The sequence below is a fragment of the Brevundimonas sp. TWP1-3 genome (assembly GCF_049896085.1).
Taxonomy (GTDB): Bacteria; Pseudomonadota; Alphaproteobacteria; order Caulobacterales; family Caulobacteraceae; genus Brevundimonas.
In genome coordinates, this window is sequence record NZ_JAFCTP010000001.1 from 1 (window position 1) to 25,170 (window position 25,170).

General features: G+C 66.0%; 28 protein-coding genes and 3 tRNA genes. 9 read left to right on the forward strand and 22 right to left on the reverse strand.

Annotated elements, in window-relative coordinates; genetic code table 11:
* The 3 genes from ACP693_RS00005 to ACP693_RS00015 form a co-directional block, all read right to left on the reverse strand.
* The coding region (locus ACP693_RS00005; RefSeq protein ID WP_426050110.1) for a GTP-binding protein at positions 1-308 on the reverse strand (308 nt) is incomplete at its 3' end.
* Between the two features lie 52 nt (positions 309-360).
* A tRNA-Gly gene (locus tag ACP693_RS00010) sits at positions 361-434 on the reverse strand.
* A gap of 80 nt (positions 435-514) precedes the next feature.
* A tRNA-Tyr gene (locus ACP693_RS00015) sits at positions 515-598 on the reverse strand.
* A gap of 148 nt (positions 599-746) precedes the next feature.
* On the opposite strand from ACP693_RS00015, the gene rlmB reads away from it, so the two are divergent.
* From rlmB to ACP693_RS00030, 3 genes are read left to right on the forward strand one after another with little or no spacing between them, the layout of a single operon-like run.
* The gene (gene rlmB, locus ACP693_RS00020) at positions 747-1,631 is read left to right on the forward strand and encodes a 23S rRNA (guanosine(2251)-2'-O)-methyltransferase RlmB (RefSeq protein ID WP_426016353.1); all 885 of its coding nucleotides are present in this window, start codon (positions 747-749) and stop codon (positions 1,629-1,631) included.
* Positions 1,632-1,662: 31 nt separating this feature from the next.
* Positions 1,663-2,484 (forward strand): YjbE family putative metal transport protein, encoded by an 822-nt coding sequence (locus tag ACP693_RS00025; protein WP_426016352.1) that lies wholly within the window; start codon positions 1,663-1,665, stop codon positions 2,482-2,484.
* Positions 2,481-2,819, forward strand: a complete 339-nt coding sequence (locus ACP693_RS00030) for a rhodanese-like domain-containing protein (protein WP_426016350.1) — start codon at positions 2,481-2,483, stop codon at positions 2,817-2,819. Before ACP693_RS00025 ends, ACP693_RS00030 begins: the two co-directional genes overlap by 4 nt.
* Here the strand turns inward: ACP693_RS00030 and ACP693_RS00035 are convergent, their stop codons facing one another.
* The 5 genes from ACP693_RS00035 to ACP693_RS00055 all read right to left on the reverse strand — a co-directional run bounded on the left by ACP693_RS00035 (position 2,820) and on the right by ACP693_RS00055 (position 8,129).
* A complete protein-coding gene (locus ACP693_RS00035) occupies positions 2,820-3,533 on the reverse strand; it encodes a 2OG-Fe(II) oxygenase (protein WP_426016349.1) in 714 nt (237 codons plus the stop codon).
* A gap of 21 nt (positions 3,534-3,554) precedes the next feature.
* A complete protein-coding gene (metG, locus tag ACP693_RS00040) occupies positions 3,555-5,258 on the reverse strand; it encodes a methionine--tRNA ligase (RefSeq protein WP_426016347.1) in 1,704 nt (567 codons plus the stop codon).
* Positions 5,259-5,454: 196 nt separating this feature from the next.
* Complete coding sequence (locus tag ACP693_RS00045; protein ID WP_426016346.1) at positions 5,455-6,792, reverse strand: MATE family efflux transporter; 1,338 nt, start codon at positions 6,790-6,792, stop codon at positions 5,455-5,457.
* A gap of 63 nt (positions 6,793-6,855) precedes the next feature.
* On the reverse strand, positions 6,856-7,254 hold the full coding sequence (locus ACP693_RS00050) for a DUF1489 family protein (protein ID WP_425984827.1): 399 nt from the start codon (positions 7,252-7,254) through the stop codon (positions 6,856-6,858).
* Between the two features lie 194 nt (positions 7,255-7,448).
* Positions 7,449-8,129 carry a type 1 glutamine amidotransferase domain-containing protein gene (locus ACP693_RS00055; RefSeq protein ID WP_426016344.1) on the reverse strand — a complete coding sequence of 227 codons (681 nt, stop codon included), beginning with the start codon at positions 8,127-8,129 and terminating at the stop codon, positions 7,449-7,451.
* Between the two features lie 119 nt (positions 8,130-8,248).
* Here ACP693_RS00055 and ACP693_RS00060 point away from each other — a divergent pair, with 119 nt between their 5' ends.
* Positions 8,249-9,172 (forward strand): alpha/beta hydrolase family esterase, encoded by a 924-nt coding sequence (locus tag ACP693_RS00060; RefSeq protein WP_426016343.1) that lies wholly within the window; start codon positions 8,249-8,251, stop codon positions 9,170-9,172.
* Between the two features lie 136 nt (positions 9,173-9,308).
* Here the strand turns inward: ACP693_RS00060 and rplL are convergent, their stop codons facing one another.
* The 5 genes from rplL to ACP693_RS00085 all read right to left on the reverse strand — a co-directional run bounded on the left by rplL (position 9,309) and on the right by ACP693_RS00085 (position 12,750).
* Positions 9,309-9,692 (reverse strand): 50S ribosomal protein L7/L12, encoded by a 384-nt coding sequence (gene rplL, locus ACP693_RS00065; RefSeq protein ID WP_292120161.1) that lies wholly within the window; start codon positions 9,690-9,692, stop codon positions 9,309-9,311.
* A gap of 62 nt (positions 9,693-9,754) precedes the next feature.
* Complete coding sequence (gene rplJ / locus ACP693_RS00070; protein ID WP_409718444.1) at positions 9,755-10,270, reverse strand: 50S ribosomal protein L10; 516 nt, start codon at positions 10,268-10,270, stop codon at positions 9,755-9,757.
* A gap of 326 nt (positions 10,271-10,596) precedes the next feature.
* Positions 10,597-11,046 carry an NUDIX hydrolase gene (locus ACP693_RS00075; RefSeq protein WP_426016342.1) on the reverse strand — a complete coding sequence of 150 codons (450 nt, stop codon included), beginning with the start codon at positions 11,044-11,046 and terminating at the stop codon, positions 10,597-10,599.
* A gap of 123 nt (positions 11,047-11,169) precedes the next feature.
* On the reverse strand, positions 11,170-12,243 hold the full coding sequence (locus ACP693_RS00080; protein ID WP_426016340.1) for an AI-2E family transporter: 1,074 nt from the start codon (positions 12,241-12,243) through the stop codon (positions 11,170-11,172).
* Between the two features lie 90 nt (positions 12,244-12,333).
* Positions 12,334-12,750 (reverse strand): winged helix-turn-helix transcriptional regulator, encoded by a 417-nt coding sequence (locus ACP693_RS00085; protein ID WP_409718457.1) that lies wholly within the window; start codon positions 12,748-12,750, stop codon positions 12,334-12,336.
* 53 nt (positions 12,751-12,803) lie between these two features.
* Between ACP693_RS00085 and ACP693_RS00090 the strand changes: the two genes are divergently transcribed.
* Positions 12,804-13,412 (forward strand): NAD(P)-dependent oxidoreductase, encoded by a 609-nt coding sequence (locus ACP693_RS00090; protein WP_426016338.1) that lies wholly within the window; start codon positions 12,804-12,806, stop codon positions 13,410-13,412.
* A gap of 3 nt (positions 13,413-13,415) precedes the next feature.
* Here ACP693_RS00090 and ACP693_RS00095 read toward each other — a convergent pair whose 3' ends face one another.
* The 9 genes from ACP693_RS00095 to aspS form a co-directional block, all read right to left on the reverse strand.
* Positions 13,416-13,958 (reverse strand): DUF2059 domain-containing protein, encoded by a 543-nt coding sequence (locus ACP693_RS00095; protein WP_426016336.1) that lies wholly within the window; start codon positions 13,956-13,958, stop codon positions 13,416-13,418.
* Positions 13,959-14,063: 105 nt separating this feature from the next.
* The gene (gene rplA / locus ACP693_RS00100) at positions 14,064-14,753 is read right to left on the reverse strand and encodes a 50S ribosomal protein L1 (RefSeq protein WP_135193052.1); all 690 of its coding nucleotides are present in this window, start codon (positions 14,751-14,753) and stop codon (positions 14,064-14,066) included.
* Between the two features lie 3 nt (positions 14,754-14,756).
* The gene (rplK, locus tag ACP693_RS00105) at positions 14,757-15,188 is read right to left on the reverse strand and encodes a 50S ribosomal protein L11 (RefSeq protein ID WP_135193053.1); all 432 of its coding nucleotides are present in this window, start codon (positions 15,186-15,188) and stop codon (positions 14,757-14,759) included.
* Between the two features lie 228 nt (positions 15,189-15,416).
* A complete protein-coding gene (gene nusG / locus ACP693_RS00110; RefSeq protein WP_159844899.1) occupies positions 15,417-15,992 on the reverse strand; it encodes a transcription termination/antitermination protein NusG in 576 nt (191 codons plus the stop codon).
* A gap of 13 nt (positions 15,993-16,005) precedes the next feature.
* On the reverse strand, positions 16,006-16,320 hold the full coding sequence (gene secE / locus ACP693_RS00115; RefSeq protein ID WP_135193055.1) for a preprotein translocase subunit SecE: 315 nt from the start codon (positions 16,318-16,320) through the stop codon (positions 16,006-16,008).
* A gap of 70 nt (positions 16,321-16,390) precedes the next feature.
* Positions 16,391-16,466: transfer RNA gene (locus ACP693_RS00120), tRNA-Trp, on the reverse strand.
* A gap of 95 nt (positions 16,467-16,561) precedes the next feature.
* Entirely contained in the window at positions 16,562-17,896 is a 1,335-nt protein-coding gene (locus ACP693_RS00125) for a hemolysin family protein (protein WP_426016335.1), read from the reverse strand.
* Between the two features lie 96 nt (positions 17,897-17,992).
* The gene (locus ACP693_RS00130; protein ID WP_426016333.1) at positions 17,993-18,127 is read right to left on the reverse strand and encodes a hypothetical protein; all 135 of its coding nucleotides are present in this window, start codon (positions 18,125-18,127) and stop codon (positions 17,993-17,995) included.
* 165 nt (positions 18,128-18,292) lie between these two features.
* Positions 18,293-20,125, reverse strand: coding sequence for an aspartate--tRNA ligase (gene aspS / locus ACP693_RS00135; RefSeq protein ID WP_426016331.1), 1,833 nt, complete (start codon positions 20,123-20,125; stop codon positions 18,293-18,295).
* A gap of 164 nt (positions 20,126-20,289) precedes the next feature.
* Between aspS and ACP693_RS00140 the strand changes: the two genes are divergently transcribed.
* The 4 genes from ACP693_RS00140 (at position 20,290) to ACP693_RS00155 (ending at position 25,115) form a co-directional block, all read left to right on the forward strand.
* Positions 20,290-20,577: a YciI family protein gene (locus tag ACP693_RS00140; RefSeq protein WP_426016329.1), complete on the forward strand. Its 288-nt coding sequence runs from the start codon at positions 20,290-20,292 to the stop codon at positions 20,575-20,577.
* A gap of 86 nt (positions 20,578-20,663) precedes the next feature.
* Entirely contained in the window at positions 20,664-21,344 is a 681-nt protein-coding gene (locus tag ACP693_RS00145; protein ID WP_426016328.1) for a chromosomal replication initiator DnaA, read from the forward strand.
* Between the two features lie 67 nt (positions 21,345-21,411).
* Positions 21,412-23,628, forward strand: coding sequence for an RNA degradosome polyphosphate kinase (locus ACP693_RS00150; protein ID WP_426016326.1), 2,217 nt, complete (start codon positions 21,412-21,414; stop codon positions 23,626-23,628).
* Complete coding sequence (locus ACP693_RS00155) at positions 23,628-25,115, forward strand: Ppx/GppA family phosphatase (RefSeq protein WP_426016324.1); 1,488 nt, start codon at positions 23,628-23,630, stop codon at positions 25,113-25,115. Before ACP693_RS00150 ends, ACP693_RS00155 begins: the two co-directional genes overlap by 1 nt.
* Positions 25,116-25,170 lie beyond the last annotated feature (55 nt).

Genomic DNA, 25,170 nt, shown 5'->3' on the forward strand with positions numbered 1-25,170 from the left:
ATCGCGCCGTCCATCTGCGCGGCGCCGGTGATCATGTTCTTCACATAGTCGGCGTGGCCGGGGCAGTCGACGTGGGCGTAGTGACGGTTGGCCGTCTCATATTCCACGTGCGCGGTGTTGATCGTGATGCCGCGGGCCTTTTCTTCCGGCGCAGCGTCGATGTCGGCATAGGCCATAGCTTTAGCGCCACCGGCCTTCGCCAGCGTCATCGTGATCGCAGCCGTCAGCGTGGTCTTGCCGTGGTCAACGTGGCCGATCGTGCCGATGTTGCAGTGCGGCTTGTTCCGTTCGAACTTTTCCTTGGCCATGGCCAAACTCCTGATGGCCCGGGTTGAGGGGCGCGATGCTGATCAAAAAACCTGGAGCGGGTAGACGGGATCGAACCGACATCCTCAGCTTGGAAGGCTGCTGCACTACCATTGTGCTATACCCGCGCGGGGACTGCGGAAGTTCGCGAAGGAACGCCGCAGCCGATCCTCTTCGGGTCCTGATCCGTCGTATCCGTCAAGGCGCGTGGTGGGGGAAGTAGGACTCGAACCTACGAAGCTTACGCAGGGGATTTACAGTCCCCCCCCTTTGCCACTCGGGACATTCCCCCAGCGCGCCTTGTCGAACCGTCGGACCCCTCGTTTCCGCCATAAAGAGGCGGGACGAAACAAAAGCCTTCGGCTTGTCGCCTCCTCTAGGATAGAGGGGGCGCCCAGACCCGAAAGCCCTTGGGGCTCCAAATCGGAGGGCGTCTTATAGTGTCGTCGAAAACAGAACGCAACGACCGTAGAAGCGGTAAAAAACCGGTCTTCGGAAACCGGCCTGAGGGGCCGCGCGACAAGGGGCAAAAGCCCGCCGCGCAAGGCTTTTCCGGGCGCGACGATGCGCCCCGCCCGCCCCGTGCGCCGGATCGGAACAAGTCGGACGCCGATAATTTTCTGTGGGGCCGTCACCCGGTCCTGGCCGCTTTGGCGAATCCCGCGCGTCGCGGCACGGGTCGCCTCCTGGCCACGGCCGAGCGCGCCGCCGAGATCGAAGAGGGCAAACTGGCCCACGGTCACAAGATCGAGGTTGTCGAGGTCCAGGCCCTGACCCGGATGCTGCCCCCCGGCGCCGTTCATCAGGGCCTGGCCTTCAAGGTCCAGCCATTGGAAGGCGTGTCGCTGGAAGAGCTGGCCGATCCGGCGCAAGGGATCATCGTCATGCTGGATCAACTGACCGATCCGCAGAACGTCGGCGCCATCTTCCGCTCAGCCCTGGCCTTCGGCGCGCGGGGAATCATCGTCCAGGACCGCCATGCCCCCGCCCTGGCCGGCGCCCTGGCCAAGGCGGCCGTCGGCGCGACCGAACGCCTGCCCCACGCCCGGGTGACCAACCTGTCGCGCGCGCTGGAGCGGCTGGCCGACCTGGGCTGGCGCGCCGTGGGTCTGGACGGGATGGGCGAGCAGACGCTGGAAGAGGCGCTGGACCGTCAGCCGACCGTCCTGGTCATGGGGTCCGAGGGCGACGGCATCCGTCGGCTGGTCGCCGAGCACTGCGACGTCCTGGCCAAGATCCCCATGCCGGGCGGATTCGAGAGCCTGAACGTCTCCAATGCGGCCGCCGTCGCCCTTTATGAGGCGTCTCGCGCTCAACGCGGCTGACAGAAGGTCGCACCGGCGTTAGAGAGCGGAAATGGAATTTTTCTCGTCTCCCGAATTCGCCAGCCAGGCCGCCGCTCTGGGCCAGGTCCTTCTGATGGATCTGGTTCTGGCCGGCGACAACGCCGTCGCCGTGGGCCTGGCCGCCGCCGCCCTGCCCCAGGAACAGCGCAAGAAGGCCATTCTGATCGGCCTGGCCGCCGCCGTCGTCATGCGCATCGGCTTTGCGCTGATCACGGTCCAGCTTCTGGCCCTGGTCGGCCTGCTGTTGGCCGGCGGTCTTCTGCTGCTGTGGGTTTGCTGGAAGATGTGGCGCGAACTGCAGGAACAGCGCACCCACGACCAGGCCGAGGCCGAGAGGGAACTCGAACTGGCCCTGAGCATCGAACACGGCAAGGGGCCGTCGCCCGAGGAGCTGGGCCTGAAGCGCAAGTCCTTCGGCGCCGCCCTGCTGCAGATCATGATCGCCGACCTGACCATGTCGCTGGACAATGTGTTGGCCGTCGCCGGCGCCGCCCACGACCACCCCTGGATCATGGTCTTCGGCCTGATTCTGTCGATCGCCCTGATGGGTCTGGCCGCCACCTTCATCGCCAAGCTGCTGCACCGCTACCGCTGGATCGGCTATGTCGGCCTTGTCGTGGTTCTGTATGTCGCCATCCACATGATCTGGGACGGCGCCCGTCAGGTGGTGGTCCGCACCGGCCATATGGACGAGTTCAACGCCTCGGCCCCGGCCTTCATCGAGATCAGTCCCGAGGAAGCCGCCAAACACCTGGGCCAGAGGCGCACCGAGACCAGCCCGACCCCGGCGCCCGCCGAACCGACGGCCCCGGCTGCGGCGCCTGCGGCATGACGGTCGCAACGGTCACGGTCGAAGAGGCCGCCGCCTGGCTCCAATCAGGCGAGGCGATCCTGATCGATGTGCGCGAGCCGGACGAGTTCGCCGCAGCCCGCATCGACGGCGCCATCCTGGCCCCGCTGAGCCAGATGCCGGCCTCCTGGGAGGCGCTGGACCTGCCCGCCGACAAGAAGATCGTCGTCCAGTGCCTGAAGGGCGGCCGCAGCCACCAGGTCTGCGCCTTCGTCGGCCCGACCGGCCCGGAGGGCCAGCCCCTGTTCAACCTGACTGGCGGCATCCAGGCCTGGCACGCCGCCGGCCTGCCTGTGATCGTTGCGGAACAGGCCTGATCAGAGGCCCCTCAACCACCCCGTAACCGATATCCGGTCCGCCGCCGCCGACAGGGCGACCTGGGTCACCGAATGAGGCGCTGGCACCTTCAACAGGTTCAGGGTGTTGAAGCGCGGGGTGAAGGCCTCGGCCACATTGCCGTCGGCGCCGTGGAAGGCCAGCAGGCCGCCCCATTCGATTCGCCAGGCCGGCGTCAGGTTCAGCACATAGGCGAAGAAGCGGTTCTTGCCGTCCGCATGGTCGTCATGCTCGGTCAGGAAATGTCCGGGGCGATATCGGGTCAGTTGCGCGTCGGCCAGGGCGATGCGCGGCTCGCCGGTCACATCGCGCATCAGATTCAGGAAAGCCTCGTCGTTCAGGAAGGCCAGCAGGTCGGACCACACCGGCGCCGCCTGCCCCGCCTCGACCAGGTCGTAGATGGGGTGGTTGTCGTACAGATACTGAAAGTCGGTCTGGGCCGACGCCTGCACCGCCTGCCCCAAGGCCTGTTTCTGATCCGGCGATAGCGACGCCAGCCAGGCGGCGGGCAGATCGACATGCCCCTTCCCGCGCCGCGTCACGACATTGTAGTCGGCGGTCGTCGCCGCCTCATACAGTCCCTGAGCGTCGTTCAAAGCCAGGATGCCTTCGATCTGCGTGCGGCCTGTGCGCGCCATTCGCTCGCGAATCGCGGCGCGCCGTTCGTCGGTCAAGAGCGTCAAGGTCGGCGTCATCGCATATCCCCGCCCGCCCAATCAGGCGTCCGCGCCGCCGAAGCGTTCGGACCATTCCGCCACCTGGGCGTCCTCGATCTTGGCGAACAACACGCCCTGGGCCGCCACAGCCTGACCGACGGCCAGACTATTCAGCACATTCTCGTCCGCGCCCGGCCAGCTCAGGTCGGTTGATCCCACCGAAGCCGCGATCTTCTCGGCCGAGAACGGCAGGACCGGCGCCGCCAGACGGGCGAACAGAGCCACCAGATTCAGCCCCGTCCGCACGCCCACCGCCGCGCGGTCGCGGTCGGTCTTCAGCGCGGTCCAGGGCGCGGCGACCTGCAGATATTCGTTGCCCAGCACCCAGACGGCGCGCAGGGCCTGGGCCGCCTTGCGGAACTCCATGGCCTCGAACTGTTCGGTCGCCTCGGCGATGCCCGCCTTGATGTCGGCTTCCAGCTGGATCTCGACAGGCCCGGCCTCGCCGCCTTCGGGCACGACGCCGTCGAACTTCGACTCGGCGAATTTGACGATCCGGTTGACGAAGTTGCCCAGCACATCGGCCAGGTCCTTGTTCGTCGAGGCCTGAAAATCCTCCCAGGTAAAGGCCGAATCCGCATGTTCCGGGCCGTAAGCCGTCAAACGCCAGCGCCAGTAGTCGGCCGGCAGCAGTTCAAGCGCCTGGTCCATGAAGACGCCGCGCTTCTGGCTGGTCGAGAATTTGCCGCCGTACCAGTTCAGCCAGTTGAAGGCCTTCAGCTGGTCCACCGTCTTCCACGGCTCGCCCGAGCCGATGATGGTCGCCGGGAAACTGACAGTGTGGAAGGCCACATTGTCCTTGCCCATGAACTGGACATAGCGGACGTCCTCGGCCCCCTCGTCCAGACGCCACCAGTCGCGCCACGACCCGCCGGTCGCTTCGGCCCATTCCTCGGTCGCGGCGATATATTCGATGGGGGCGTCGAACCAGACGTAGAAGACCTTGTCCTCCATGCCCGGACGCGGGAAGCCGTCCTTCAGCACCGGCACGCCCCAGGCCAGGTCGCGGGTGATGCCCCGGTCGATCAGCCCCTCGTCCAGATGCTTGTAGGCGATGGACTTGGCCAGCACCTGCCAGCCGCTCTTGCCATCGACCCAGGCGCGGATCTGCGGCTCGATTTTAGTCTGCAGCAGATACAGGTGGCGCGTGTCGCGCACCTCAAGGTTCTTGGAGCCCGACACCGACGAATAGGGGTCGATCAGGTCCGTGGGGTCCAGCAGGCGTCCGCAGTTGTCGCACTGATCCCCGCGCGCGCCGACATGGCCGCAGTGGGGGCAGGTCCCCTCGACATAGCGGTCGGGCAGAAAGCGCACGTCGTCGATGGAGTAGATCATCCGATCCACCCGCTCCTCGATCAGTCCGTTCTTCTCCAGCGCCTCGGCGAAATGCTGGGTCAGGCGATGGTTCTGCGGATTCGACGACCGGCCGAACCAGTCATAGCTCAGGCCGAAGGCCTGGCCGGCGGCCTTCTGGATCTCGTGCTGCTCGTCGCAATAGGTCCGCACGTCCTGGCCGGCGGCGGCGGCGGCCAGCTCGGCCGGGGTGCCGTGTTCGTCGGTGGCGCAGATATAGAGGACCTCATGCCCCTGGGCCCGCTTGAACCGCGCCCAGACGTCGGCCGGCAACATCGAGCCCGCCAGATTCCCCAGGTGCTTGATGCCGTTGATGTAGGGCAGCGCCGAGGTGATGAGGATGCGGGCCATGATCGTCCAGGAGTTCGGGGAAGCGCAGGGATATAGAGAGCGGAAGCGGCGACGTCACCTCTCCCTCCCCTTCATGGGGAGGGACGATCGCGCAGCGATCAGGGTGGGGCCCGAATGGGCCTGGGCGGAGTTCTAACTTCCCCACCCCGGCTGCGCTACGCTTCGCCGCCCCTCCCCATGAAGGGGAGGGAGAATTCTAAGGCAGCCGCCGCGCCACCCGGACGAACCGCCCCGTCAGCAGGACAGAAGACGCCAAGCTGGCGATCACGATCGCCCAGACCAGACCATCGACGCCCATACGGTGCGCCAGCACCCAGCCCAGCGGCATCATCACCGCCCCATAGGCCACGAAATGCATGATCGTGGGCCACCAGACGTCGCCCGCCGCGCGGTTCGCCTGGGCCGCCACCACCTGGATTCCGTCCGCGACGAAGAACAGGGTCGCCAGCACCAGGGCCGGGGCGGCGATGGCCAGCAGGACCGGATCGCGATTGTAGGCGCCCACGATCAGATGCGCGCTGGGCCAGACCAGCAGGGCGACGATGAAGGTCATCGCCGTCACGACGCTCAAGCCCACCAGACCGGCCCTCAACACCCCTTGCCCGTCGCCCGCCCCATAGCTGCGTCCCACCAGCACCGCCGTCGCCGACGACAGGCCCATGGGCAGCATGAAGACGATGGCCGAGACATTCAGCACCACCGCCCAGGCCGCCGTCTCCGCCGTGCCGATCTGACCGGCGAAGAAGGTGAAGCCGGAAAAGGCCCCGACCTCGATGAAATAGGATGCGCCGGCGCCCAGGCCGACCTTGACCTGTTCCCGCGCCGCCTTGGGATCACGCTCGGGCTTGTCGAATATGCCCAGCGACCGCGCCTCGGGCAGGCGCAGGATATAGACCACCAGGAAGATCGCCAGCGCCGCCCGCGCCCCGAACGTCGCCCAAGCCGAGGCGAAGGCGCCGTCGAAACCGATGCCCAGCAGGTCGGGAACCAGCACGATGTTCAGCGCCAGATTGACCCCGTTCGCCACCCACATGGCGACCATGCCGGGCTTGGGCCGCCCCAGGGCCTCCAGGAAGAACTGCCCGGTCACCGAGATCAGATAGAAGGGCATGGACAGGGCGAAGACGACCAGGGCCGGTCCCGCCCCCTCGGCCAGACCGTCGTCCAGCCCCATCTGACCCAGCCCCCAGGGGCCGACGGCGATGAGGGCGATCATCGAGACCACGCCGATCTGAAGCGAATAGGTCATGCCCCGACGCAGCACCGAGCCGACGGCGTGCCGACGCCCCTCGCCCAGCATCCGCGCCGTCATCACTTGCACGCCCAGCATCAGCCCGACCGCCGTCGTCACCACGATCGAGGTCGGCGCCCAGGCCAGGGAGTGGAAGGCCAATTCCTGGCTCGAAAACCGCCCGACCACGATGGCGTCGGTCAGGCCCATGGTCATGATTCCCAGGCGCGACAGGATCACCGGCCAAGCCAGGTTGAGCAGGTCTCGGAAGGCGGTACGGGTCTGGGGGCTGAGCGCGATCATCGGAGGCGGCACAGGCCACGCGGACCCGTCGCGGTCAACACCCAAAAACTCTGTGGGTTCAGCCTACCAGGCGCCCAGTTCGCGAAGCTGGCGCACCAACTCCTCTGGCGCCTCGCCTGCATCCAGCTCGGTCAGGTCGACCGGCGTGTCCTTGGGCTCGAAATAGCGCCAGCCTTGGAAGGGCCGCCGCGCCATGGGGGCGGTGCGGATCACCTGGGGCGCCAGGGTGATTTCACACCGGCTCTGCTTGCCCTCCCCCAGGGTGGCGATGTCGAGCACGGGCTGGCGGCAGACGATGGTACCCTTCACCACCCAGTACAGCGAGCCGCCGTCCTCGATTTCCGGCGCGCGTTTAGGCGTCATCCGCGTGTGGACCACCAGAGGCCCGCCCTTGTCGGCGCGGGCCTCCAGCCATTCGACATCCGGCACCCCGACGCCCAGTTTGATCATGTGAAGCGGCATGGTGCCCACGTAGTCGCCCAGAAGCGCCTTGGCCAGATTGTTCATCAAAGGAGCTTGTCTCGCGGAACAGCGGACCGCTTACAGACAGGTCACGGAACTGGCGACCACGATTTCGGCGCCCACGACGGCCCGCGGTTCATCTACCGATGATCAACCGACAGGTGGTGTTACCTGAAACTGGGAGCCCCTTCGTGCTACGCCTTCAACAACCCCAGCAGCGCCTCGGCCGCTTCACGCGACGACCCCGGGTTCTGGCCGGTCACCAGCTTTCCGTCGGTCTGCACATACGACCCCCAATCCGGCCCCTTGGAATAGTCGCCGCCATTGGCGATCAGCACGTTCTCGACCAGGAACGGCACCACGTCCGTCAGACCCACCGCATCCTCTTCAGAGTTGGTGAAGCCCGTCACCTTGCGGCCGTTGACCAGCGGCTTGCCGTCTGCGCCGGTCACCGACTTCAGCACGCCCGGTGCATGACAGACGAAGCCAGTCGGCTTGTCGGCCTTGGCGAAAGCCTCGATCAGGGCGATGGAATCCGCGTCATTGGCCAGGTCCCACAGCGGCCCGTGACCGCCGGGATAGAAGACGGCGTCGAAATCATCGGCCTTCACCGAGGACAGAACGACGGTCGAGGCCAAGGCGGCTTGCGCTTCGGCGTCTGCCTTGAAGCGGCGCGTGTCGTCGGTCTGGGCGTCCGCGTCGTCGCTCTTGGGATCCAGCGGCGGCTGTCCGCCCTTGGGCGAGGCCAGCACGACCTGCGCGCCCGCATCCTTCAGCGCGTAATAGGGGGCCGCCAGCTCTTCCAGCCAGAAGCCGGTCTTCTTGCCCGTGTCGCCGAGTTGATCGTGCGACGTCAGCACCAGCAGGATGTTCATAAGGAAGGCTCCGTCTCTTGGGGTGTCCACAGATGGGAAGCCGCACGCTGCGCCTCAAGGCTGGCCTCTGCATGGAAAAACACCCACCCTGCCAGCTCTCTTCACGAGGAACGAACCGCATGAAGCGTTGGATCGGCATGATCGCGGCCCTGCTGGGCCTAATGGCCTTTACCCAGGCGGCTCAGGCCTCATCTCCGGCGCCCTGCGGCATCGGCCAGGCGGGCGCGACCCAGGCCGTCGCCATCGGCCGGACCGGCCGCACGATGCTGCTCCACCTGCCCGCCGGCTTCGATCCGAACACGCCCGCGCCCCTGGTCTTCCTGCTGCACGGCAGCGGCGGCACGGGCGAGAAGATGCTGGCCTCGTCTCGGTTGGCGCAAGCGGCGGGCAGACACGGCTTCATCGTCGCCGCGCCCGACGCCGGCATTCCGGTCGAGCAGGGCTTCGTCTGGAACATTCCGGGCGTCCCGACCATCACCGGCGCCGTGCCCGGCCCTGGCGATGCCGACGACGTCGCCTATCTGACGACCGCCATCCGGGTGCTCGCGGATCAGGGCTGCGTCGATGACAGCCGCGTCTACGCCACGGGCCTATCGGGCGGCGGACGGATGACGTCCTGGCTGGCATGCGTCGCCGCAGATCGCTTCGCCGCCATCGCCCCGGTCGTGGGCCTGCGCGCCGGCAACCCCCGCAAGGACCGGCCGGAAGAACCCGATACCGCCACCTGCCGCCCCTCGCGCCCCATGCCTGTCATCGCCTTCGCCGGTGACGCGGACACGACCAACCCGATCCAGGGCGGCGGCGCAGGCTACTGGCATTACACCATGCACGCCGCCGAACAGCGCTGGGCCCAGTTAAACGGCTGCACCCAGGTGCGCGACACCCGCTGGGTCGCAGACAAAATCTATGAGGAAGGCTACGCCGCCTGTCGCGACGGCGCGGACGTGGTGGGCCGCATCACCGCCGGCGGCGGCCACAGCTGGGTCGCCGACAACGACGCCCTCTGGGCTTTCTTCGCGACGCGGACGCGCCCGCAGAACTGATACAGACCAAGCCCTAGCCGTAGTGCCGTCCATCGGCCTCAAGTAGCGCGAAGCGCGGTAGGGCCCAGCAAACAAAAAGGCCCGGCGGTGTCCCGCCGGGCCTTTCCGATATTCAGCAAATGCCGAAAGTCAGATCTTACTTGATCTGGACCTTGGCGCCGGCTTCCGTCAGCTTCTTGGCGACTTCGTCGGCGTTCTGCTTGGAGACGTTCTCGACGACGTTCTGCGGAGCGCCTTCGACCAGGTCCTTGGCTTCCTTCAGACCCAGGTCCGAACGCACGCCACGGACTTCCTTGATCACGTTGATCTTCTTGTCGCCACCGTCCAGCAGGACGACGGTGAATTCGGTTTGCTCTTCGGCAGCTTCGGCCGGAGCAGCGCCACCACCGGCCGGCATGGCCATGGCGACGGGAGCAGCGGCGCTGACGCCCCACTTTTCTTCAAGCAGCTTCGACAGTTCAGCAGCTTCGAGAACGGTCAGAGCGGACAGGTCTTCGACGATCTTGGCGAGGTCAGCCATTGTCAGTGTTCCTTCGGAGGATTGGTTTTAGAGAGTGATGCAGAGATGAAAGGCTGGGCCGCTTACGCGGCTTCCTTGGTGGCGTAGGCGTTGAACACGCGAGCCAGCTGACCGGCGGGTGCTTGCAGCACGCCGGCGATCTTGGTCGCGGGCGCATTGAGCAGGCCGATGAGTTGGCTGCGGACTTCGTCGAGCGTCGGGAGCTTGGAAAGAACTTCCACGCCCTTTTGGTCGACGACGGTGTCGCCCATGAAGCCGCCGATGATCTTGAAGCGATCATTGGCCTTGGCGAACTCGGTGGCGACCTTGGCGGCCGTACCGGGGTTCTCGGAATAGGCGATGCCCACGGGACCCTTGAACAGGCCGTGGAATTCGCTGCCTTCTTCGGCTTCGAGCGCCTTCAGCGCCAGGCGGTTCTTGACCACCTTGAACGCGCCGCCTTCTTTACGAAGGCGACCACGCAGATCTTCCATTTCCGCAACGGTCAGACCCAGGTTTTGGGTCACGACCACGGAGCCGGCGTCGGCGAATACGCCCTTGAGCGTTTCGATCGACTCGGCTTTTTGAGCGCGGTCCATTGCGGTCTCCAGTCTTGGTATTCGCCGCCGGGCTTATTCCCGACGACGGATTGGCCAAAGCGCGCCGCGTCGCCGCGAAGCGTTAAAGCCGGTCGTATTGTCCGAAGGATGCGTCTGACGGCGTCCGTCCCGGAATGCGGGCTGACAGCGCAGGGTCGCGTCCCCATCTCCCCACGGCGTCAGAGGGCTCTCTGACAGTTATGGCCTGGGTGACCCCCACGCCCCGAAGTTCTCGGACAGGACCGCCAAAGGAATGAACCTGTGACGGGAAGCGGCGCTTTTACAGTCGAAGCGCCGGGAATGCAACTCGATTGCCAAGATTGACGTCAATCCGTGACGGGCGTGGCGTCGAAGTCGCGGATCAGGGCGGCCAAGTCGGGTTCATGAACCAGGTCCGCCGCCTCGCTCATACTCATCCAGCGCCGCTCGCGCTGGTGCGCCTCGGGCCAGGCGCCCAACTGGACCAGCACCTGAAGCGGATAGACCGAGACCACGCACTGGCGAACGCCGCCATCCTTCAGACCCTTGGCGTAGCGGAAGACGCCGATGGAGGTCTGGTCCATCTCGCCGCGCACCCCGGCTTCTTCCATGGCCTCCTGGGCCGCCGCCTCGGGATCGGTCTTGCCGACCATCCGGCCGCCCTTGGGGATGACCCAGCGACGGGTCTCGCGCGAGGTGATCATCAGGATCTGACGACCCTCGTCCGTCAGCCGCCACGGAAGGGCCGCGACCTGACGGGTTTCGGATCGCGAGGTGCGTTTGACTCCCGAAGCCATCAGGCGCGGTTCCGAAAGGATCGAGTCTTGAGACAGGCCATGCGACGTTTTGCACCAGCGAAAGGATCAGCGCGTTCCAAAGGTGATCGCGCCGCCTGCGTCAAGCGAACTGACGCAGGCGTCCTATTTTTCGCCGGGCGCCTTCGCATCGGGGTCCCCCAGGACGTCCTGCCTATAGAGCATGGTGATCAAGGTATGCAGCACCAGCGCCAGCGGCGTGGCGAACAGCACGCCCAGCGGCCCGAACAGGGTGCCGATCCCGACCACGGCGAAGATGCCCAGCACGACCGGCAGGTTGGCCACGTTCTTCTGAACCATCGGCGTGATGAAGTTGCTCTCCAGCTGGGACACCACGACATAGAGGGCCAGCGTCATCACGGCGGTCTCCCACCCTTGGGTCGCCCCCACCAGAACCGCCGGAATGGTCGAGACGATGGGTCCGACGATGGGCACGAACTGCGCAAGGCCCGTCAGCAGCCCAAGGCCCAGCGCCGAGGGCACGCCGATGATGGCCAGACCGACGCCCGTCAGCGTGCCGACCAGCACCATCGAGAATAGTTGCGCCTTCAGCCAACCCTTCAACGCCTTGCCGCAGCTGTTCAGCACCTCGCGCAGACGGTCCCGACGGTCCATCGGAACCATCGACAGCAGACCCTCGCGCGACTTGGCCGGTTCGATAGCCAGGAACACGCCGGCGACGATGACGAGAACCAGGGTGGTCACGCCGGAGGCGAAGCCCAGCGCGAATTTTTGCGCCACCTGCAACGCCTGGCCAGCCCGATCACCCAACCCCTGCAGTTGCTCGAACAGTTGCGCGGCGTAGGGCTGGGCCTGGATCCAGGACTGCACCTGGTCCCAACCCTGGGGCACCACGGCAGACAGAGCCACGACCTGCTCGGTGATCTGCGCGCCGAAAAGGGTCAGTATCCCCGCCAGAACCCCGACCACGATCAGCAGGGACAGAAACACCGCCAACGGATCCGGCGCCTTCAGCCAGCGCACGAGGGGATCGGCCAGGGCGCGAAGAACCACAGCGACGACGATGGCTCCGAAGATCAGCAGCCACAGCGTCTGCAGGGTCACGATCAGTTGGACGGCGAAATAGGCCGAGACCAGCACGATAGCGCCGAACGCCAGTCGCCCCTTCCACGGATCGCCCCCACCCGAGCCGAGGCCCACATTAGCCTTATCGCCCATCAATCTTCCCAGTCCGAACATATCGCCCCCTTCAAGGTCGCGACAGGAACGCAGGTCGAGCGTGGCCGTTCGCCGCATGCGATAATAAAATCAGTGGGCTTCGGATGACCGCTGATCATAGGCCGTCTGCGCCGCCGCGACCTGGGGCATTTGCGTCTCGGCCCAGTCGATCATCGACTGCATCGCCGCCATCAGGGTGCAGCCCAGCGGCGTCACCGCATAGGTTACGGACACCGGCACGGTCGCCACGACGGATCGCGACACCAGACCGTCCCGCTCCAGCGACTTCAGCGTCTGGCTCAGCATCTTCTGCGATACGCCATCGACCCGGTGCTTTAGCGCATTGAACCGGATCGGTCCCTCGCCCAGCACGATCAGGATCAGAGTGCTCCACTTGTCCGCGATCCGGTCCAGCAACTGCCGCGTTGGACAGTTCGCCGCGAACACATCGCCGCGCGTCCGGGTTTCCTGCGGGTGACCAGGTGTCTGAAAGGTGCCGTCTTGCATGGCCGCACCCCATAGCGCACCTGGTATCCATTGGATACCTCAAGGAGCCTTCCATGAAAGTCGCAGTCCTCGGCGCCAGCGGTCGCGCCGGTTCGGAAATCACCAGGGAACTCGCCGCGCGCGGTCACGCCGTCACCGCCATCGCCCGCAAGCCCGAGGCCATCCCCGCCGCCAACAGCGTCACGCCTGTGGCGGGCGACGCCTCGGACGCCGCTGCACTGGCGGAGCTGATCAAGGGTTCGGACGCCGTCATCAGCGCCCTGCACTTCGACGTGCCGGCCGAGACCATCCTGACCGCGCTCAAGACCGCCGGCGTCCCTCGCCTGCTCGTCACCGGCGGCGCCGCCAGCCTGGAGGTCGCCCCCGGCGTCCGCCTGATCGACACGCCCGAGTTCCCCGAGGCGTGGAAGGCCTTCGCCCAGGGCGGCATCGTCTTCCTGGACGCCCTGCGCCACGAGACGGAGATCGACTGGACCTTCTTCTCGCCCGCCGCCGTCATCGAGGAAACGCCCCGCCTGGGCCATTTCCGCACCGGAACAGACCAACTGGTCGTGGACGACAAGGGCGAGAGCAGGATCGGCTTCTCGGACTACGCCGTCGCCATGGTCGACGAGTTGGAAAACCCCCAGCACAGCCGCGCGCGCTTCACCGCAGCCTACTGAGGCCTATTGGGCCGCCATGCCCTGCGCAGCCTCGGCCATGGCGGCCTTCATCTCGCGACGTTCGTCTGGCGTGCATTTCAGGCGGCTGCACATGGCGTCGCCCATGCCGGCCAGCATCTCGGGCATCACAGACATGGCGGCCGCATTCAGTCGCGGCATGGCCTGCACGCTCTTGACCAAAAGGTTCTGGCCGACATCGCTCTCATAGAAGGCGACCATGGCTCGAAGCTCCTCCAGCGTGAAGATATCGGCATAGACGGGAGCCATGGCCTCGAACATCCGAGGCATCATGGCCTGGGTCATGTCCACGACCACCTCTCGAATCGCGGCGGCGTCGGAGGCGCTTAGGTCTTCATCGGACTCCGGGATCATGGACTCGACCATCTGCCCCATGGCGGTCGTCATTTCCTCGCCCTGGATCAGCATGACGAACTTGTTGGCCAGGGCCAGGCGCGCCGCCTCGTCGCTACGTGCGTCGGCCAGGGCGGCGCCCGGCGCAACCAGCAGCGTCACGGCCATGCACAGGCCGCCTATGAGTTGTTTCATGTCATCCCCCAGATAGGGGCGCATCCTGACGGCTGGGACGACATTCGGGCAAGAAAAAACGGCGGGGATCGCTCCCCGCCGTTCTTCAGTACCGGTTGTCTAGTCTTAGGCGCCCAGCGAGGACGGGTCGACCTTGATGCCCGGCCCCATCGTCGAAGACAGGCTGATGCGCTTCACATAGGTGCCCTTGGCGCCCGACGGCTTGGAACGCACCAGTGCGTCCACGATAGCCTTCACGTTGGCTTCCAGGGCGTCCTGGGTGAACGAGACCTTGCCGATGCCGGCGTGGACGATGCCCGCCTTCTCGACGCGGAACTCGACGGCGCCGCCCTTGGCGTCCTTGACGGCCTGGGCCACGTTCGGGGTCACGGTGCCGACCTTCGGGTTCGGCATCAGGCCGCGCGGGCCCAGCACCTTACCCAGACGGCCGACCAGGGCCATCATGTCCGGCGACGCGATCACGCGGTCGAACTCCATGAAGCCGCCGGCGATCTTCTCGTACAGATCTTCGGCGCCGACGTGTTCGGCGCCGGCTGCGGTGGCTTCGGCGGCCTTCGCGTCCTTGGCGAAGACGGCGACGCGAACGTCACGGCCCGTACCCGACGGCAGGTTCACCACGCCACGGACCTGTTGGTCGGCGTGACGGGGATCGACGCCCAGGTTGACGGCGATCTCAAGGGATTCGTCGAACTTCGACTTGGCGTTTTCCTTGGCCAGCTTGATGGCGTCGGAGAACGGCAGCAGGTCTTGGCTGACGCCGGTGCGGGCTTTTTGAGCCTTGGTTTGCTTGGCCATGGTTTAGCCCTCCACCACTTCGAGGCCCATCGCGCGGGCGGAGCCTTCGATGATCTTGGTCGCGGCGTCGAGGTCGTTCGCGTTCAGATCTTTCATCTTCTTTTCAGCGATCTCGCGCAGTTGCGAAACCTTGACCGTACCGGCCGTCTCGCGGCCGACCAGCTTGGAGCCCGACTTCAGGCCCGTGGCCTGCTTCAGGTACCAGGTCGCCGGCGGCGTCTTGGTCAGGAAGGTGAACGACTTGTCCTGATAGACGGTGATCACGGTCGGAAGCGGGGTGCCCTTGGCTTCCTTCTCGGTGCGCGCATTGAACTCCTTGCAGAAGCCCATGATGTTCACGCCGCGTTGACCCAGAGCGGGGCCGATCGGGGGCGAAGGCGTGGCCGAACCGGCCGGTACTTGCAGCTTGATATAGCCGAGAATCTTCTTGGCCATTGGTCTCTCCTATGAACGACCCGACGACTGAACGCAGGGCCGGTGAGCCGTGGTGCGGCATGGCTGCCTCCCACGGATTTGCCGCCCCGCGAGCCGAGGCCCGCCGAGCGAAGGCGCGCGTGTAACAGAGGGGGGGTGGAAAGGCAACGCGCCAACGTCCTCGCGACGCCGAAACGAAAAAGCCGCGCCCTTTCGGACGCGGCTTCAAATCTGGGAGGTGCGTAGGCCTTAGCCCGAAACCTTCTCCACCTGGGCGTATTCCAGCTCGACCGGCGTGGCGCGACCGAAGATGGAAACGGCGACGCGCAGGCGGGCGTGTTCTTCGTCCACGCTTTCGACCGAACCGTCGAAGCTGGCGAACGGGCCGTCGATGACCTTGACCTTCTCGCCGATGTCGAAGCGGATGGTGGGCTTGGGACGTTCGACGCCTTCTTCCACCTGACCGATGATGTTCTGGACTTCACGTTCCGAGACCGGCAGGGGCTTGGTGCCGCCTGCGGCGCCCAGGAAGCCGGTGACCTTCGGGGTGTTCTTGACCAGGTGATAGGCCTGGTCGGTCATTTCCATCTTCACCAGCACATAGCCGGGGAAGAACTTGCGTTCCGAGTTCACCTTGCGGCCGCGACGGATCTCGACGACGTCCTCGGTCGGAACCAGGATTTCGGAGAAGGCGTCTTCCAGGCCCTGCTGTTTGGCTTGGTCACGGATCTGCTCGGCGACCTTCTTCTCGAAGTTCGAGTAGGCGTTGACGATATACCACTTGTGGCGCGGATTGGCGGGTTTTGCGGGCGCTGCATCGGTCATGGGCGCGTCTTTCTCAGGATCCGAGAGCGATGATGTAGCGGAAGGCGAAGCCCAGGCCGGTGTCCACGATCCAGAAGAAGATCGCGGCGATGATCACCATGATGAAGACCATCACCGAGGTGATCCAGGTCTCCTTGCGGCTGGGCCACACGATCTTGCGGCCCTCGGCGCGAACCTGGCTGAAGAACTGGCCGGGGCTGGTGCGGGGCTTTTTGGGCTCGGGCGAATCGACCGTGATGGCGGCGGCGCCGGCCGCCTGGGGCTTGGCGCCCATCTGGGGCTTTGCGCTGCCCTGAGGCCGCTTGCCGGGAGTTTTGGCCTTGGCCATCAGTTGCTCTTCACACAATTGTTCCTGTCGCCCCAGATGGGAAGTCCCATCCGGAAGCGACAGGGGGGATTGGCAGGAGTTGGGGGACTCGAACCCACGACCCCCGGTTTTGGAGACCGGTGCTCTACCAGCTGAGCTAAACTCCTAGACAACCGCTCGAACCCTCAGGTCCGTGCGTTCGCCAGAGGGGGGCGTATGCCCGACACCGCCCTGCATTTCAAGGGCGATATGACACTTCGGACTAGTCTTCCAGATGCGCGGCGATGGCGGCCCGCTCTTCCTGAGCCTGGATCAGTTCCTTGAAGATCAGCTTGTCGATGCGACGGTCGTCCATGTCGACGACCTCGACCTCGAATCGGCCGACCTGGACCACTTCGCCCTCGTCCGGCACGCGCGACAGCTGGTGCAGAATCAGGCCGGCGACGGTGTGGTAGCCCTCGTGATCGCCGAAATCCTCGCCCAGCTTGTCGGCCAGTTCGTCCAGGTGCGTCTGACCGTCGACCAGCCAGCTGCCGTCGGCGCGCTGATGGATCCAGGCCTGTTCCTCGTCGTGACCCTCGTTGAAGTCGCCGGCGATCATTTCCAGGATGTCGGTCGCCGTCACCACGCCTTCGAAGGCGCCGTATTCGTCGACGATGAAGGCCATATGGACCTTGGACCCCTTCAGGATCTCCAACGCCTTCAGCACCGAGGTCGATTGCGGGATGAAGGCCGGTTCCGCGACCAGGGGCTCGATGTCGAACTTGCCGTGCGTCAGCAGGCTGTCCAGCAGGTCCTTCTTGTGGACCACGCCCAGCGGATTATCGACGTCGCTCTCGCGCGCCACCACGATCCGCGAATAGGGGCAGGTGCGAATCTCTTCGCGCAGGACTTCCTCGGGGTCGTCCAGCGCGATCCAGAAGACGTCGTGGCGCGGCGTCATGGCCACCCGCACCGGACGGTCGCCCAGGCGCAGGATTTCCTCGATCATCACCTGTTCTTCGGGCTCGATCAGGCCGGCCGAGGTGCCTTCCGCCAGGATGGTCGCCACCTCTTCCTGGGTCACGTCCGAACCGTCGCGGTCCTTGACGCCCAGCAGCTTGAGAATGCCCGAGGTCGAGGCGGTCAGCAGCAGCACGAACGGCTTCAGCACGATCGCCATCTTCGAGATCGGCCCCGCCATCTTGGACGCCACCGCTTCCGGGAAGATCAGGGCGATCCGCTTGGGCACCAGTTCGCCGACGATCAGCGACACATAGGTGATGCACACGACCACCAGGGCCGTGGCGAAGACTTCGGTGTATTGCGCCAGCGCTGGGAAACTGACTTCCAGAATACGATCCAACTCGCCCGCGATGGTCGCCTGACCATAGGCGCCCGCCAGAATGCCGATAAGGGTGATGCCGACCTGAACGGCGGACAGGAACTGAGTCGGTTCTTCCGACAGCTTCAGCGCCGCCCTGGCCCCCCGGTCTCCTCGTTCCGCCCTCGCCTGGAGTTTGGATTTCCGCGAGGAGACGACCGCCAATTCAGTCATGGCGAACAAGCCGTTAAGCACCACCAGGAGCAGAACGACGACAATAGCGATGAGTAACATCTAGGGGGGTGTGGGGACCGACGCGGCGCAACATCCGGCGTCCGCGACGCTACGATAGGGCAGGATCGCGGCTAGCGCCACGTTTTCCTTTGAGCCTCAGCCCACCCGTCCCGCATCGACCGACCCATAGGCGCCCGAAACCGGCCGACCGTCGGCGTCATACTGCGTCGCGCAAGCGCTCATGCCCAGAACCGTGCCGATGAAAAGACCCAGGCGGATGGCGCGTCGCATTTGGTTACCGAAAGATTAACGTTCGTGTCGAACGTAGACTTCGGTTTGCAGTTGCAGACAACCCCGCTCGCCTTCGACGCGAATGGCGCGTGAACTAAAAAGGGGACGCCTCGCGGCGTCCCCTTTGTCGTGTTCGGCGATGCCCGCCCGATCAGACCTTGCGCATCACACCTTGATCGGCAGGGCCGTGCGGATGTGGACATCCTTCAACTGACGCTCTTCAGCCTCGGTCGGGGCGTTCATCAGCAAATCCTCACCCTGCTGGTTCAGCGGGAAGGCGATGACCTCGCGGATGGCCGTCTCGCCGGCCAGCAGCATGACGATGCGGTCGATGCCGGGGGCCAGGCCGCCATGCGGCGGCGCGCCGTAGCGGAAGGCGTTCAGCATGCCGCCGAACTGCTCTTCCACCACCGAGGCGTCGTAGCCGGCGATGGAAAAGGCTTTCAGCATGATCTCGGCCTTGTGGTTCCGGATCGCGCCCGAGCACAGCTCATAGCCGTTGCAGACGATGTCGTACTGATAGGCGCGGATGGTCAGCGGGTCCTGATTTTCCAGGGCCTCCATCCCGCCCTGCGGCATCGAGAAGGGGTTGTGGCTGAAATCGACCTTCTTCTCTTCTTCCGACCATTCGAACATGGGGAAGTCGACGATCCAGCAGAATTTGAACTGGTTCTCGTCGATCAGCTTCAGCTCGGTGCCCACGCGAGTGCGGGCCAGGCCCGCGAACTTGGCGAAGACCGACGGCAGGCCGGCGGTGAAGAAGGCGGCGTCGCCCTTGCCCAGGCCCAGCGACGACATCAGGGTCTCGGTCGGCTCCTGACCCAGGTTCTTGGCGATGGGGCCGCCCCAGGCGCCCTGGTCGTCGGACCAGAAGATATAGCCCAGGCCCGGCTGGCCCTCGCCCTGCGCCCAGCTGTTCATGCGGTCGCAGAAGGCGCGCGATCCGCCGGTCGGCGCTGGGATGGCCCAGACGGCGTTCTTCTCGTCCGCGCCCAGGATCTTGGCGAAGAGGCCGAAACCGCCGTCGCGGAAGTGGTCGGACACCACCTGCATCTTGATCGGGTTGCGCAGGTCCGGCTTGTCCGACCCGTACCAGGCCATCGACTGGGCGTAGGTCAGGCGCTCGAAGCCCTTGTGCTCGAAAGTCTCGCCGAAGTCGTTGGTGAAGACATGGGCGCCGTCGATGGGCGAGACCGGCTTGCCCTCGCCGAACTCCTCGAACACGCCGTGCATGAGCGGTTCGATGGCGGCGAAGACGTCTTCCTGGGTCACGAAGCTCATCTCGACGTCGAGCTGGTAGAATTCCAGCGACCGGTCGGCGCGCAGGTCTTCGTCACGGAAGCAGGGGGCGATCTGGAAATAACGGTCGAAGCCCGAGACCATCAGCAGTTGCTTGAACTGCTGCGGCGCCTGCGGCAGGGCGTAGAACTTGCCGGGGTGCAGACGCGACGGCACCAGAAAGTCGCGCGCGCCTTCCGGCGACGAGGCGGTCAGGATCGGGGTCTGATACTCCAGGAAGCCCTGGGCGACCATACGCTGGCGGATCGAGGAGATGACCCTGGAGCGCAGGACGATGTTCTTGTGCAGACGCTCGCGACGCAGATCCAGGAAGCGGTTGGCGAGACGGATATCCTCGGGATACTCCTGATCGCCAAAGACCGGCATCGGCAGTTCGGCGGCTTCCGACAGGACCTCTACGCCCTGCACCCGCACCTCGACCTCGCCGGTCGGCAGGTTGGGGTTCACCACGCCGGCCTCGCGGGCGACCACTTCGCCGTCGATCTTGATCACGCTCTCGGCGCGCAGACGCTCGACGGCGGCGAAGCCCGGCGTCTCCGGGTGCAGCACCAGCTGAGTCAGGCCATAGTGGTCGCGCAGATCGATAAACAGCAGGCCGCCGTGGTCGCGCTTCCTGTGCACCCAGCCGGACAGGCGAACGGCGGAACCGGCGTCGGAGGCGCGCAGGGCGCCGCAGGTATGGGAGCGGTAGGCGTGCATGGAACAGACCGTCTGGAGACTTTGGCGGTGGAATCTGACGCCGTCGGCGCCCGAAATCGAAGCGGCGTAGGGCGCATCATCGCCCCGGAAAGTCAAGGTTTCAGCCGTTGCAAAGCCTGCCGCCACCCATGATATCTGGCGCTCCTGTCCCACTCGAGGCCGCCATGTTCATCGTCACCATCACCTACACCCAGCCGATCAAAGCCATCGAGGCCAAGACGGTCGAGCATCGCGAGTGGCTGGATCAGCATGTGGCCAGCGGCCTGATCCTATTGGCCGGGCCGATGGTTCCGCGCACCGGCGGCATTCTGGTGGTGCGCAGCGGCGGGACCAAGGAAGAGCTGGAGGCCCTGCTGAAGGCCGATCCGTTCCAGGTTCATGGTCTGGCCGACTATCAGGTCACAGAATTCAAGGCGGGCAAGCTGAACCCCGCCCTGGCCGAATTCGCCTGATTCCATCCACAGGGGCGAGGTTCGCTCCCCGGAACCAACAGAGCGGGCCTGACGCGATTAACCCTGGCCTCTGCTAAGACGAGGTCATGACCGCGCTGAGCGCCCTGCCCCGTCCGACCGCCGAACAGCTGCGTCTGCCGCTGGAGCGTCATGTCGTGGGCGAGGCCTTCGTGACCTCGGACAGCAACGCCGAGGCGGTGCGCGTGCTGACGCGCTGGCCCGACGGCGCGGGGGCGGTGCTGGCCCTGCATGGGCCGGCGGGATCGGGCAAGAGCCGCCTCGCCGCCGACTGGGCCGAACGGGTCGGGGCCGTGCCGCTGAACGGCGCCGAGGCCGCCCTGATCGATCCGCTGGAGCTGGAAGGCCGGCCCGTGCTGCTGGACCGGGCGGCCGATGCGGACGACGAGAGCCTGTTTCACCTGATCAACCTGGCCAATTCCGGCGGAGGCGCGCTGCTGTTGGTGTCGCGGTCGGCGCCGCGTCAGTGGTCGGTGGACCTGCCCGATCTGCGTTCGCGCCTGGACGCCGTGCGAGCCGTCTCCATCGCGGCGCCCGACGACGCCGTCCTGTCGGCCATCCTTCGCGCCCGCTTCGCCGAGCGCAGCATCACCCCGGCCGACGACGTGATCGATTATCTGGTGCGCCGTCTGGATCGGTCGGCGGACACGGCCGCCGCCGTAGTGGAGCGGCTGGACGCCCTGCATCGCCCTGTCACCCGCGTCCTTGCCCGTCAGGTGCTGGATGCGATGGACGCCGCCGCCGAATAGACGTCGCCCCGCGACATTTTCTACGCACCCGCTTGCGGCCGTCACAGACGCGCGCGAGAACCGGGTCATGACCGACGCCGCCATCCACGACGACACCCGAGGCGAGGAAGTCCCCGCCTCCCGCGCCCCTCAACTGGCGCTGAGCGAAGAGCTGATGGCCTCGCCCACCCGGTTCTTCAATCGAGAGATCTCGTGGCTGGCGTTCAATGAGCGCGTGCTGGAAGAGGCGGCCAACCCCAATCACCCGCTGCTGGAGCGGCTGCGCTTCCTGTCCATCTCGGCCAATAACCTGGACGAGTTCTTCATGACCCGCGTCGCCGGTCTGAAGGGCCAGTTGCGCGAGCGGGTGCGCGTCCTGTCCGCCGACGGCCTGACGCCCGCCGAACAGCTGGAGCAGATCAATATCGCCGCCGGCGAGCTGATGGCCGAACAGCAGTTGCGCTGGCGCCAGCTGAAGAAGGAACTGACCACGGCCGGGATCGAGGTCGTCGATCGCCAGAAGATCACCAAGACCGAGCGTGATCGGCTAGAGCCCGAGTTCCTGAACCAGCTGTTCGCGGTCTTGACGCCCCTGGCCATCGACCCCGCGCACCCCTTCCCCTTCCTGCCCAACCTGGGTTTCTCCCTGGCGCTGAAGCTGAAGCGTAAGGGCGAGACCAAGACCTTCTACGCCCTGGTGCCCGTGCCGACCCAGGTGCAGCGGTTCTGGCAACTGCCCACCGACGGCCGGTCCACGCCGGGGCACAAGCGGTTCATCACGCTGGAGAACATGCTTCTGCTGTTCATCGACCACCTCTTCCCCGGCTGCGAGGTTCAGGAAAAGGGTGTGCTGCGCCTGATCCGCGATTCGGACATCGAGATCGAGGAAGAGGCCGAGGACCTGGTGCTGGAGTTCGAGGAGGCGCTGAAGCAGCGTCGCCTGGGCTCGGTCGTGCGGGTCAAGATCGAGGCGTCCATGCCGTCCGACCTGCGCGACTTCATCGTCGGGGAACTGGAGGCCGCGCCCCAGGACGTGGTTCTGGTCGACGGCATGCTGGGCCTGGCCCAGCTGTCGGACCTGATCGGCGGCGGGCACCCGGATCTGAAGTTCAAGGGCTATGAGCCGCGCTATCCAGAACGCGTCCGCGACAACGGCGGCGACGTCTTCGCGGCCATTCGCGAAAAGGACCTGCTAATCCACCACCCGTTCGAGAGCTTCGACGTGGTGGTGCAGTTCCTGCGTCAGGCGGCGCGCGACCCCAATGTCATCGCCATCAAACAGACCCTGTACCGCACCTCCAAGGACAGCCCCATCGTCGCCGCCCTGATCGAGGCGGCCGAGAACGGCAAGAACGTCACGGCCCTGGTCGAGCTGAAGGCGCGGTTCGACGAGGAGGCCAACCTGCGCTGGGCGCGGGCGATGGAACGGGCCGGCGTCCACGTCGTCTTCGGCTTCGTCGAATACAAGACCCACGCCAAGCTCAGCGTCGTCGTGCGGCGCGAGGGCGAGGCGCTGAAGACCTATTGCCACTTCGGCACCGGCAACTATCACCCGGTCACGGCCAAGGTTTACACCGACCTGTCGCTATTCAGCTGCGACCCCGTGCTGGGGCGCGATGCGACCAAGGTGTTCAACTACATCACCGGCTACGCCACGCCGGACCATCTGGAGACCGTGGTCGTCTCGCCGCTGAACATGAAATCCACGCTGATCGACCTGATCGGCAAGGAGATGTCGGCCGCCGCCGTGGGCAAGCCCGCCGCCATCTGGGTCAAGCTGAACTCGCTGGTGGATGTCGAGATCATCGACGCCCTGTACCGCGCCAGCCAGTGGGGCGTGCGCATCGATCTGGTCGTGCGCGGTATCTGCTGCCTGCGGCCCGGCGTGACAGGCCTGTCGGAGAACATCCGGGTCAAGTCCATCGTCGGCCGCTTCCTGGAGCACAGCCGCATCGTCTGTTTCGCCAACGGCAAGGACCTGCCGCATGACAAGGCCAAGGTCTTCATCTCCTCGGCCGACTGGATGACGCGCAACCTGGATCGCCGTGTCGAGCTGATGACGCCGATCCGCAACGCCACCGTCCACGACCAGGTGCTGGACCAGATCATGGTCGCCAATCTGAAGGATGATGCGCAAAGCTGGGTTCTGGACGCGGAAGGGCGCTATACACGCGTCACCCCAGCGGACCCGGAGCGGCCTTTCTCGGCCCACAAATATTTCATGACCAATCCCAGCCTGTCGGGCCGAGGCCGCAAGGCCAAGAGCCTGCCTGCCGTCCTGCGTTACGAGCGTCCCGGCCGCTGATGCCCGACATCACGCTTACCGACCGCGACATCGCCGCGATCGACATCGGTTCCAACTCGGTGCGGCTGGTTCTGTACCGGCTGGAGGGCCGGGCGATCTGGACCGTCTTCAACGAGAAGGTGCTGGCCGGCCTGGGCCGCGACCTGCCGACGACGCGCAAGCTGTCACCCGAGGGCGTCGTCATGGCGATGACCGCCCTGCGCCGCTTCGCCGCCGTGCTGGAAGGCGTGCGACCTGATGCGACCCTGATCGCCGCCACCGCCGCCGTGCGCGAAGCCATCGACGGGCCGGAGTTTTGTCAGCGTGTCGCCGCCGAGACCGGTCTGAACATCCGCGTCCTGAGCGGAGAGGAAGAGGCGAAATACGCCGCGATGGGCGTGCTGGCCGGCGCCCCCCTGGCGCACGGCGTCTCGGCCGACATGGGCGGGGCCAGCCTAGAGCTGACGCGGCTGAACGGAAATGGGGTCGAGCACGGCCTGACCCTGCCGTTGGGTCCCTTCGCCCTGGCCGACGGCAAGGGGTTCGACGCCGAGCGCATCAAGGCCCGGATCGACCAGGCGCTGAAACCCGTCGCGGCCCAGTTCCAGAGCGACCGCCTCTATGCCGTCGGCGGCGCCTGGCGCACCCTGGCCCAGGTGCAGATGACGCTGAAAGCCTATCCGCTGAGGGTGGTGCATCAGTATCAGATGTCCGCCGAAGACGCGCTGGAGACCGCGCGGCTGGTCGCCCAGCAGTCGGTCGCGAGCCTGGCCAAACTGCCCGGCGTGTCCAAGAAACGGGCCGAGACCCTGCCCTATGCCGGACTGGTGCTGGAGGGGCTGATCCAGCACCTGGGCCTGAAGTCGATCGAGATGTCCGCCTGGGGCGTGCGCGAGGGCCTGTTGTTCGAGACGCTGGACGAGGCGACGCGCACGGCCGATCCGCTGCTGGCCGGCTGCAGGGCCTTGGGCGGACGACAGGGCGTGGCTCCGGCCCTGCCCGGCGCGCTGAACGGCTGGATTTCCGAGATCGTCGCCGCCCTGCCCGCCGTGTTCGGCGAGGAGCGTGACGCGGTCCTGGTCGCCGCCGCCTGCCGCCTGGCGGACCTGGGCGCCCGGCTGCATCCGGATCACCGGCTGGAACTGGTGTTCGACCAGGTGCTGCGCGCGCCCGTCGCTGGCATAAGCCACGTCGAGCGCGCCTTCCTGGCCAGTGCCCTGAACGCCCGGTATGGCGGCGGCCCGGCGACGCCCCAGCCCGAGATCATCGAGCGGCTGTTGAGCGGCGACGCCGCCAAACGCGCCCGCGCCATCGGCCTGGCCATCCGCCTGGCCTGCGACCTGTCGGGCCGCTCGCCGCAACTGCTGGCCAATGCGACGGCCAAGGTGAAGGGCGGCGACCTGCGCCTGACGGCGACCGAAGGCTACGCCGACGTTCTGCTGGGCGAACAGACCAAAAAGCGCGCCAAGGCTCTGGCGGAGGCGATGGATCTGGGATTGAAGATTTAGGGGAGAAAGCTGTCTCCTCCCCGCTTCGCGGGGAGGTGGCGCGGCGCCCCTTCGC

Bases quoted from the DNA above. Each gene is read 5' to 3' on its own strand.
- ACP693_RS00025 (WP_426016352.1), top strand. From the start codon at position 1,663: ATGGAATTTTTCTCGTCTCCCGAATTCGCCAGCCAGGCCGCCGCTCTG.
- ACP693_RS00030 (WP_426016350.1), top strand. From the start codon at position 2,481: ATGACGGTCGCAACGGTCACGGTCGAAGAGGCCGCCGCCTGGCTCCAA.
- ACP693_RS00035 (WP_426016349.1), bottom strand. From the start codon at position 3,533: ATGACGCCGACCTTGACGCTCTTGACCGACGAACGGCGCGCCGCGATT.
- metG (WP_426016347.1), bottom strand. From the start codon at position 5,258: ATGGCCCGCATCCTCATCACCTCGGCGCTGCCCTACATCAACGGCATC.
- ACP693_RS00045 (WP_426016346.1), bottom strand. From the start codon at position 6,792: ATGATCGCGCTCAGCCCCCAGACCCGTACCGCCTTCCGAGACCTGCTC.
- ACP693_RS00050 (WP_425984827.1), bottom strand. From the start codon at position 7,254: ATGCCGCTTCACATGATCAAACTGGGCGTCGGGGTGCCGGATGTCGAA.
- ACP693_RS00055 (WP_426016344.1), bottom strand. From the start codon at position 8,129: ATGAACATCCTGCTGGTGCTGACGTCGCACGATCAACTCGGCGACACG.
- ACP693_RS00060 (WP_426016343.1), top strand. From the start codon at position 8,249: ATGAAGCGTTGGATCGGCATGATCGCGGCCCTGCTGGGCCTAATGGCC.
- rplL (WP_292120161.1), bottom strand. From the start codon at position 9,692: ATGGCTGACCTCGCCAAGATCGTCGAAGACCTGTCCGCTCTGACCGTT.
- rplJ (WP_409718444.1), bottom strand. From the start codon at position 10,270: ATGGACCGCGCTCAAAAAGCCGAGTCGATCGAAACGCTCAAGGGCGTA.
- ACP693_RS00075 (WP_426016342.1), bottom strand. From the start codon at position 11,046: ATGGCTTCGGGAGTCAAACGCACCTCGCGATCCGAAACCCGTCAGGTC.
- ACP693_RS00080 (WP_426016340.1), bottom strand. From the start codon at position 12,243: ATGGGCGATAAGGCTAATGTGGGCCTCGGCTCGGGTGGGGGCGATCCG.
- ACP693_RS00085 (WP_409718457.1), bottom strand. From the start codon at position 12,750: ATGCAAGACGGCACCTTTCAGACACCTGGTCACCCGCAGGAAACCCGG.
- ACP693_RS00090 (WP_426016338.1), top strand. From the start codon at position 12,804: ATGAAAGTCGCAGTCCTCGGCGCCAGCGGTCGCGCCGGTTCGGAAATC.
- ACP693_RS00095 (WP_426016336.1), bottom strand. From the start codon at position 13,958: ATGAAACAACTCATAGGCGGCCTGTGCATGGCCGTGACGCTGCTGGTT.
- rplA (WP_135193052.1), bottom strand. From the start codon at position 14,753: ATGGCCAAGCAAACCAAGGCTCAAAAAGCCCGCACCGGCGTCAGCCAA.
- rplK (WP_135193053.1), bottom strand. From the start codon at position 15,188: ATGGCCAAGAAGATTCTCGGCTATATCAAGCTGCAAGTACCGGCCGGT.
- nusG (WP_159844899.1), bottom strand. From the start codon at position 15,992: ATGACCGATGCAGCGCCCGCAAAACCCGCCAATCCGCGCCACAAGTGG.
- secE (WP_135193055.1), bottom strand. From the start codon at position 16,320: ATGGCCAAGGCCAAAACTCCCGGCAAGCGGCCTCAGGGCAGCGCAAAG.
- ACP693_RS00125 (WP_426016335.1), bottom strand. From the start codon at position 17,896: ATGTTACTCATCGCTATTGTCGTCGTTCTGCTCCTGGTGGTGCTTAAC.
- ACP693_RS00130 (WP_426016333.1), bottom strand. From the start codon at position 18,127: ATGCGACGCGCCATCCGCCTGGGTCTTTTCATCGGCACGGTTCTGGGC.
- aspS (WP_426016331.1), bottom strand. From the start codon at position 20,125: ATGCACGCCTACCGCTCCCATACCTGCGGCGCCCTGCGCGCCTCCGAC.
- ACP693_RS00140 (WP_426016329.1), top strand. From the start codon at position 20,290: ATGTTCATCGTCACCATCACCTACACCCAGCCGATCAAAGCCATCGAG.
- ACP693_RS00145 (WP_426016328.1), top strand. From the start codon at position 20,664: ATGACCGCGCTGAGCGCCCTGCCCCGTCCGACCGCCGAACAGCTGCGT.
- ACP693_RS00150 (WP_426016326.1), top strand. From the start codon at position 21,412: ATGACCGACGCCGCCATCCACGACGACACCCGAGGCGAGGAAGTCCCC.
- ACP693_RS00155 (WP_426016324.1), top strand. From the start codon at position 23,628: ATGCCCGACATCACGCTTACCGACCGCGACATCGCCGCGATCGACATC.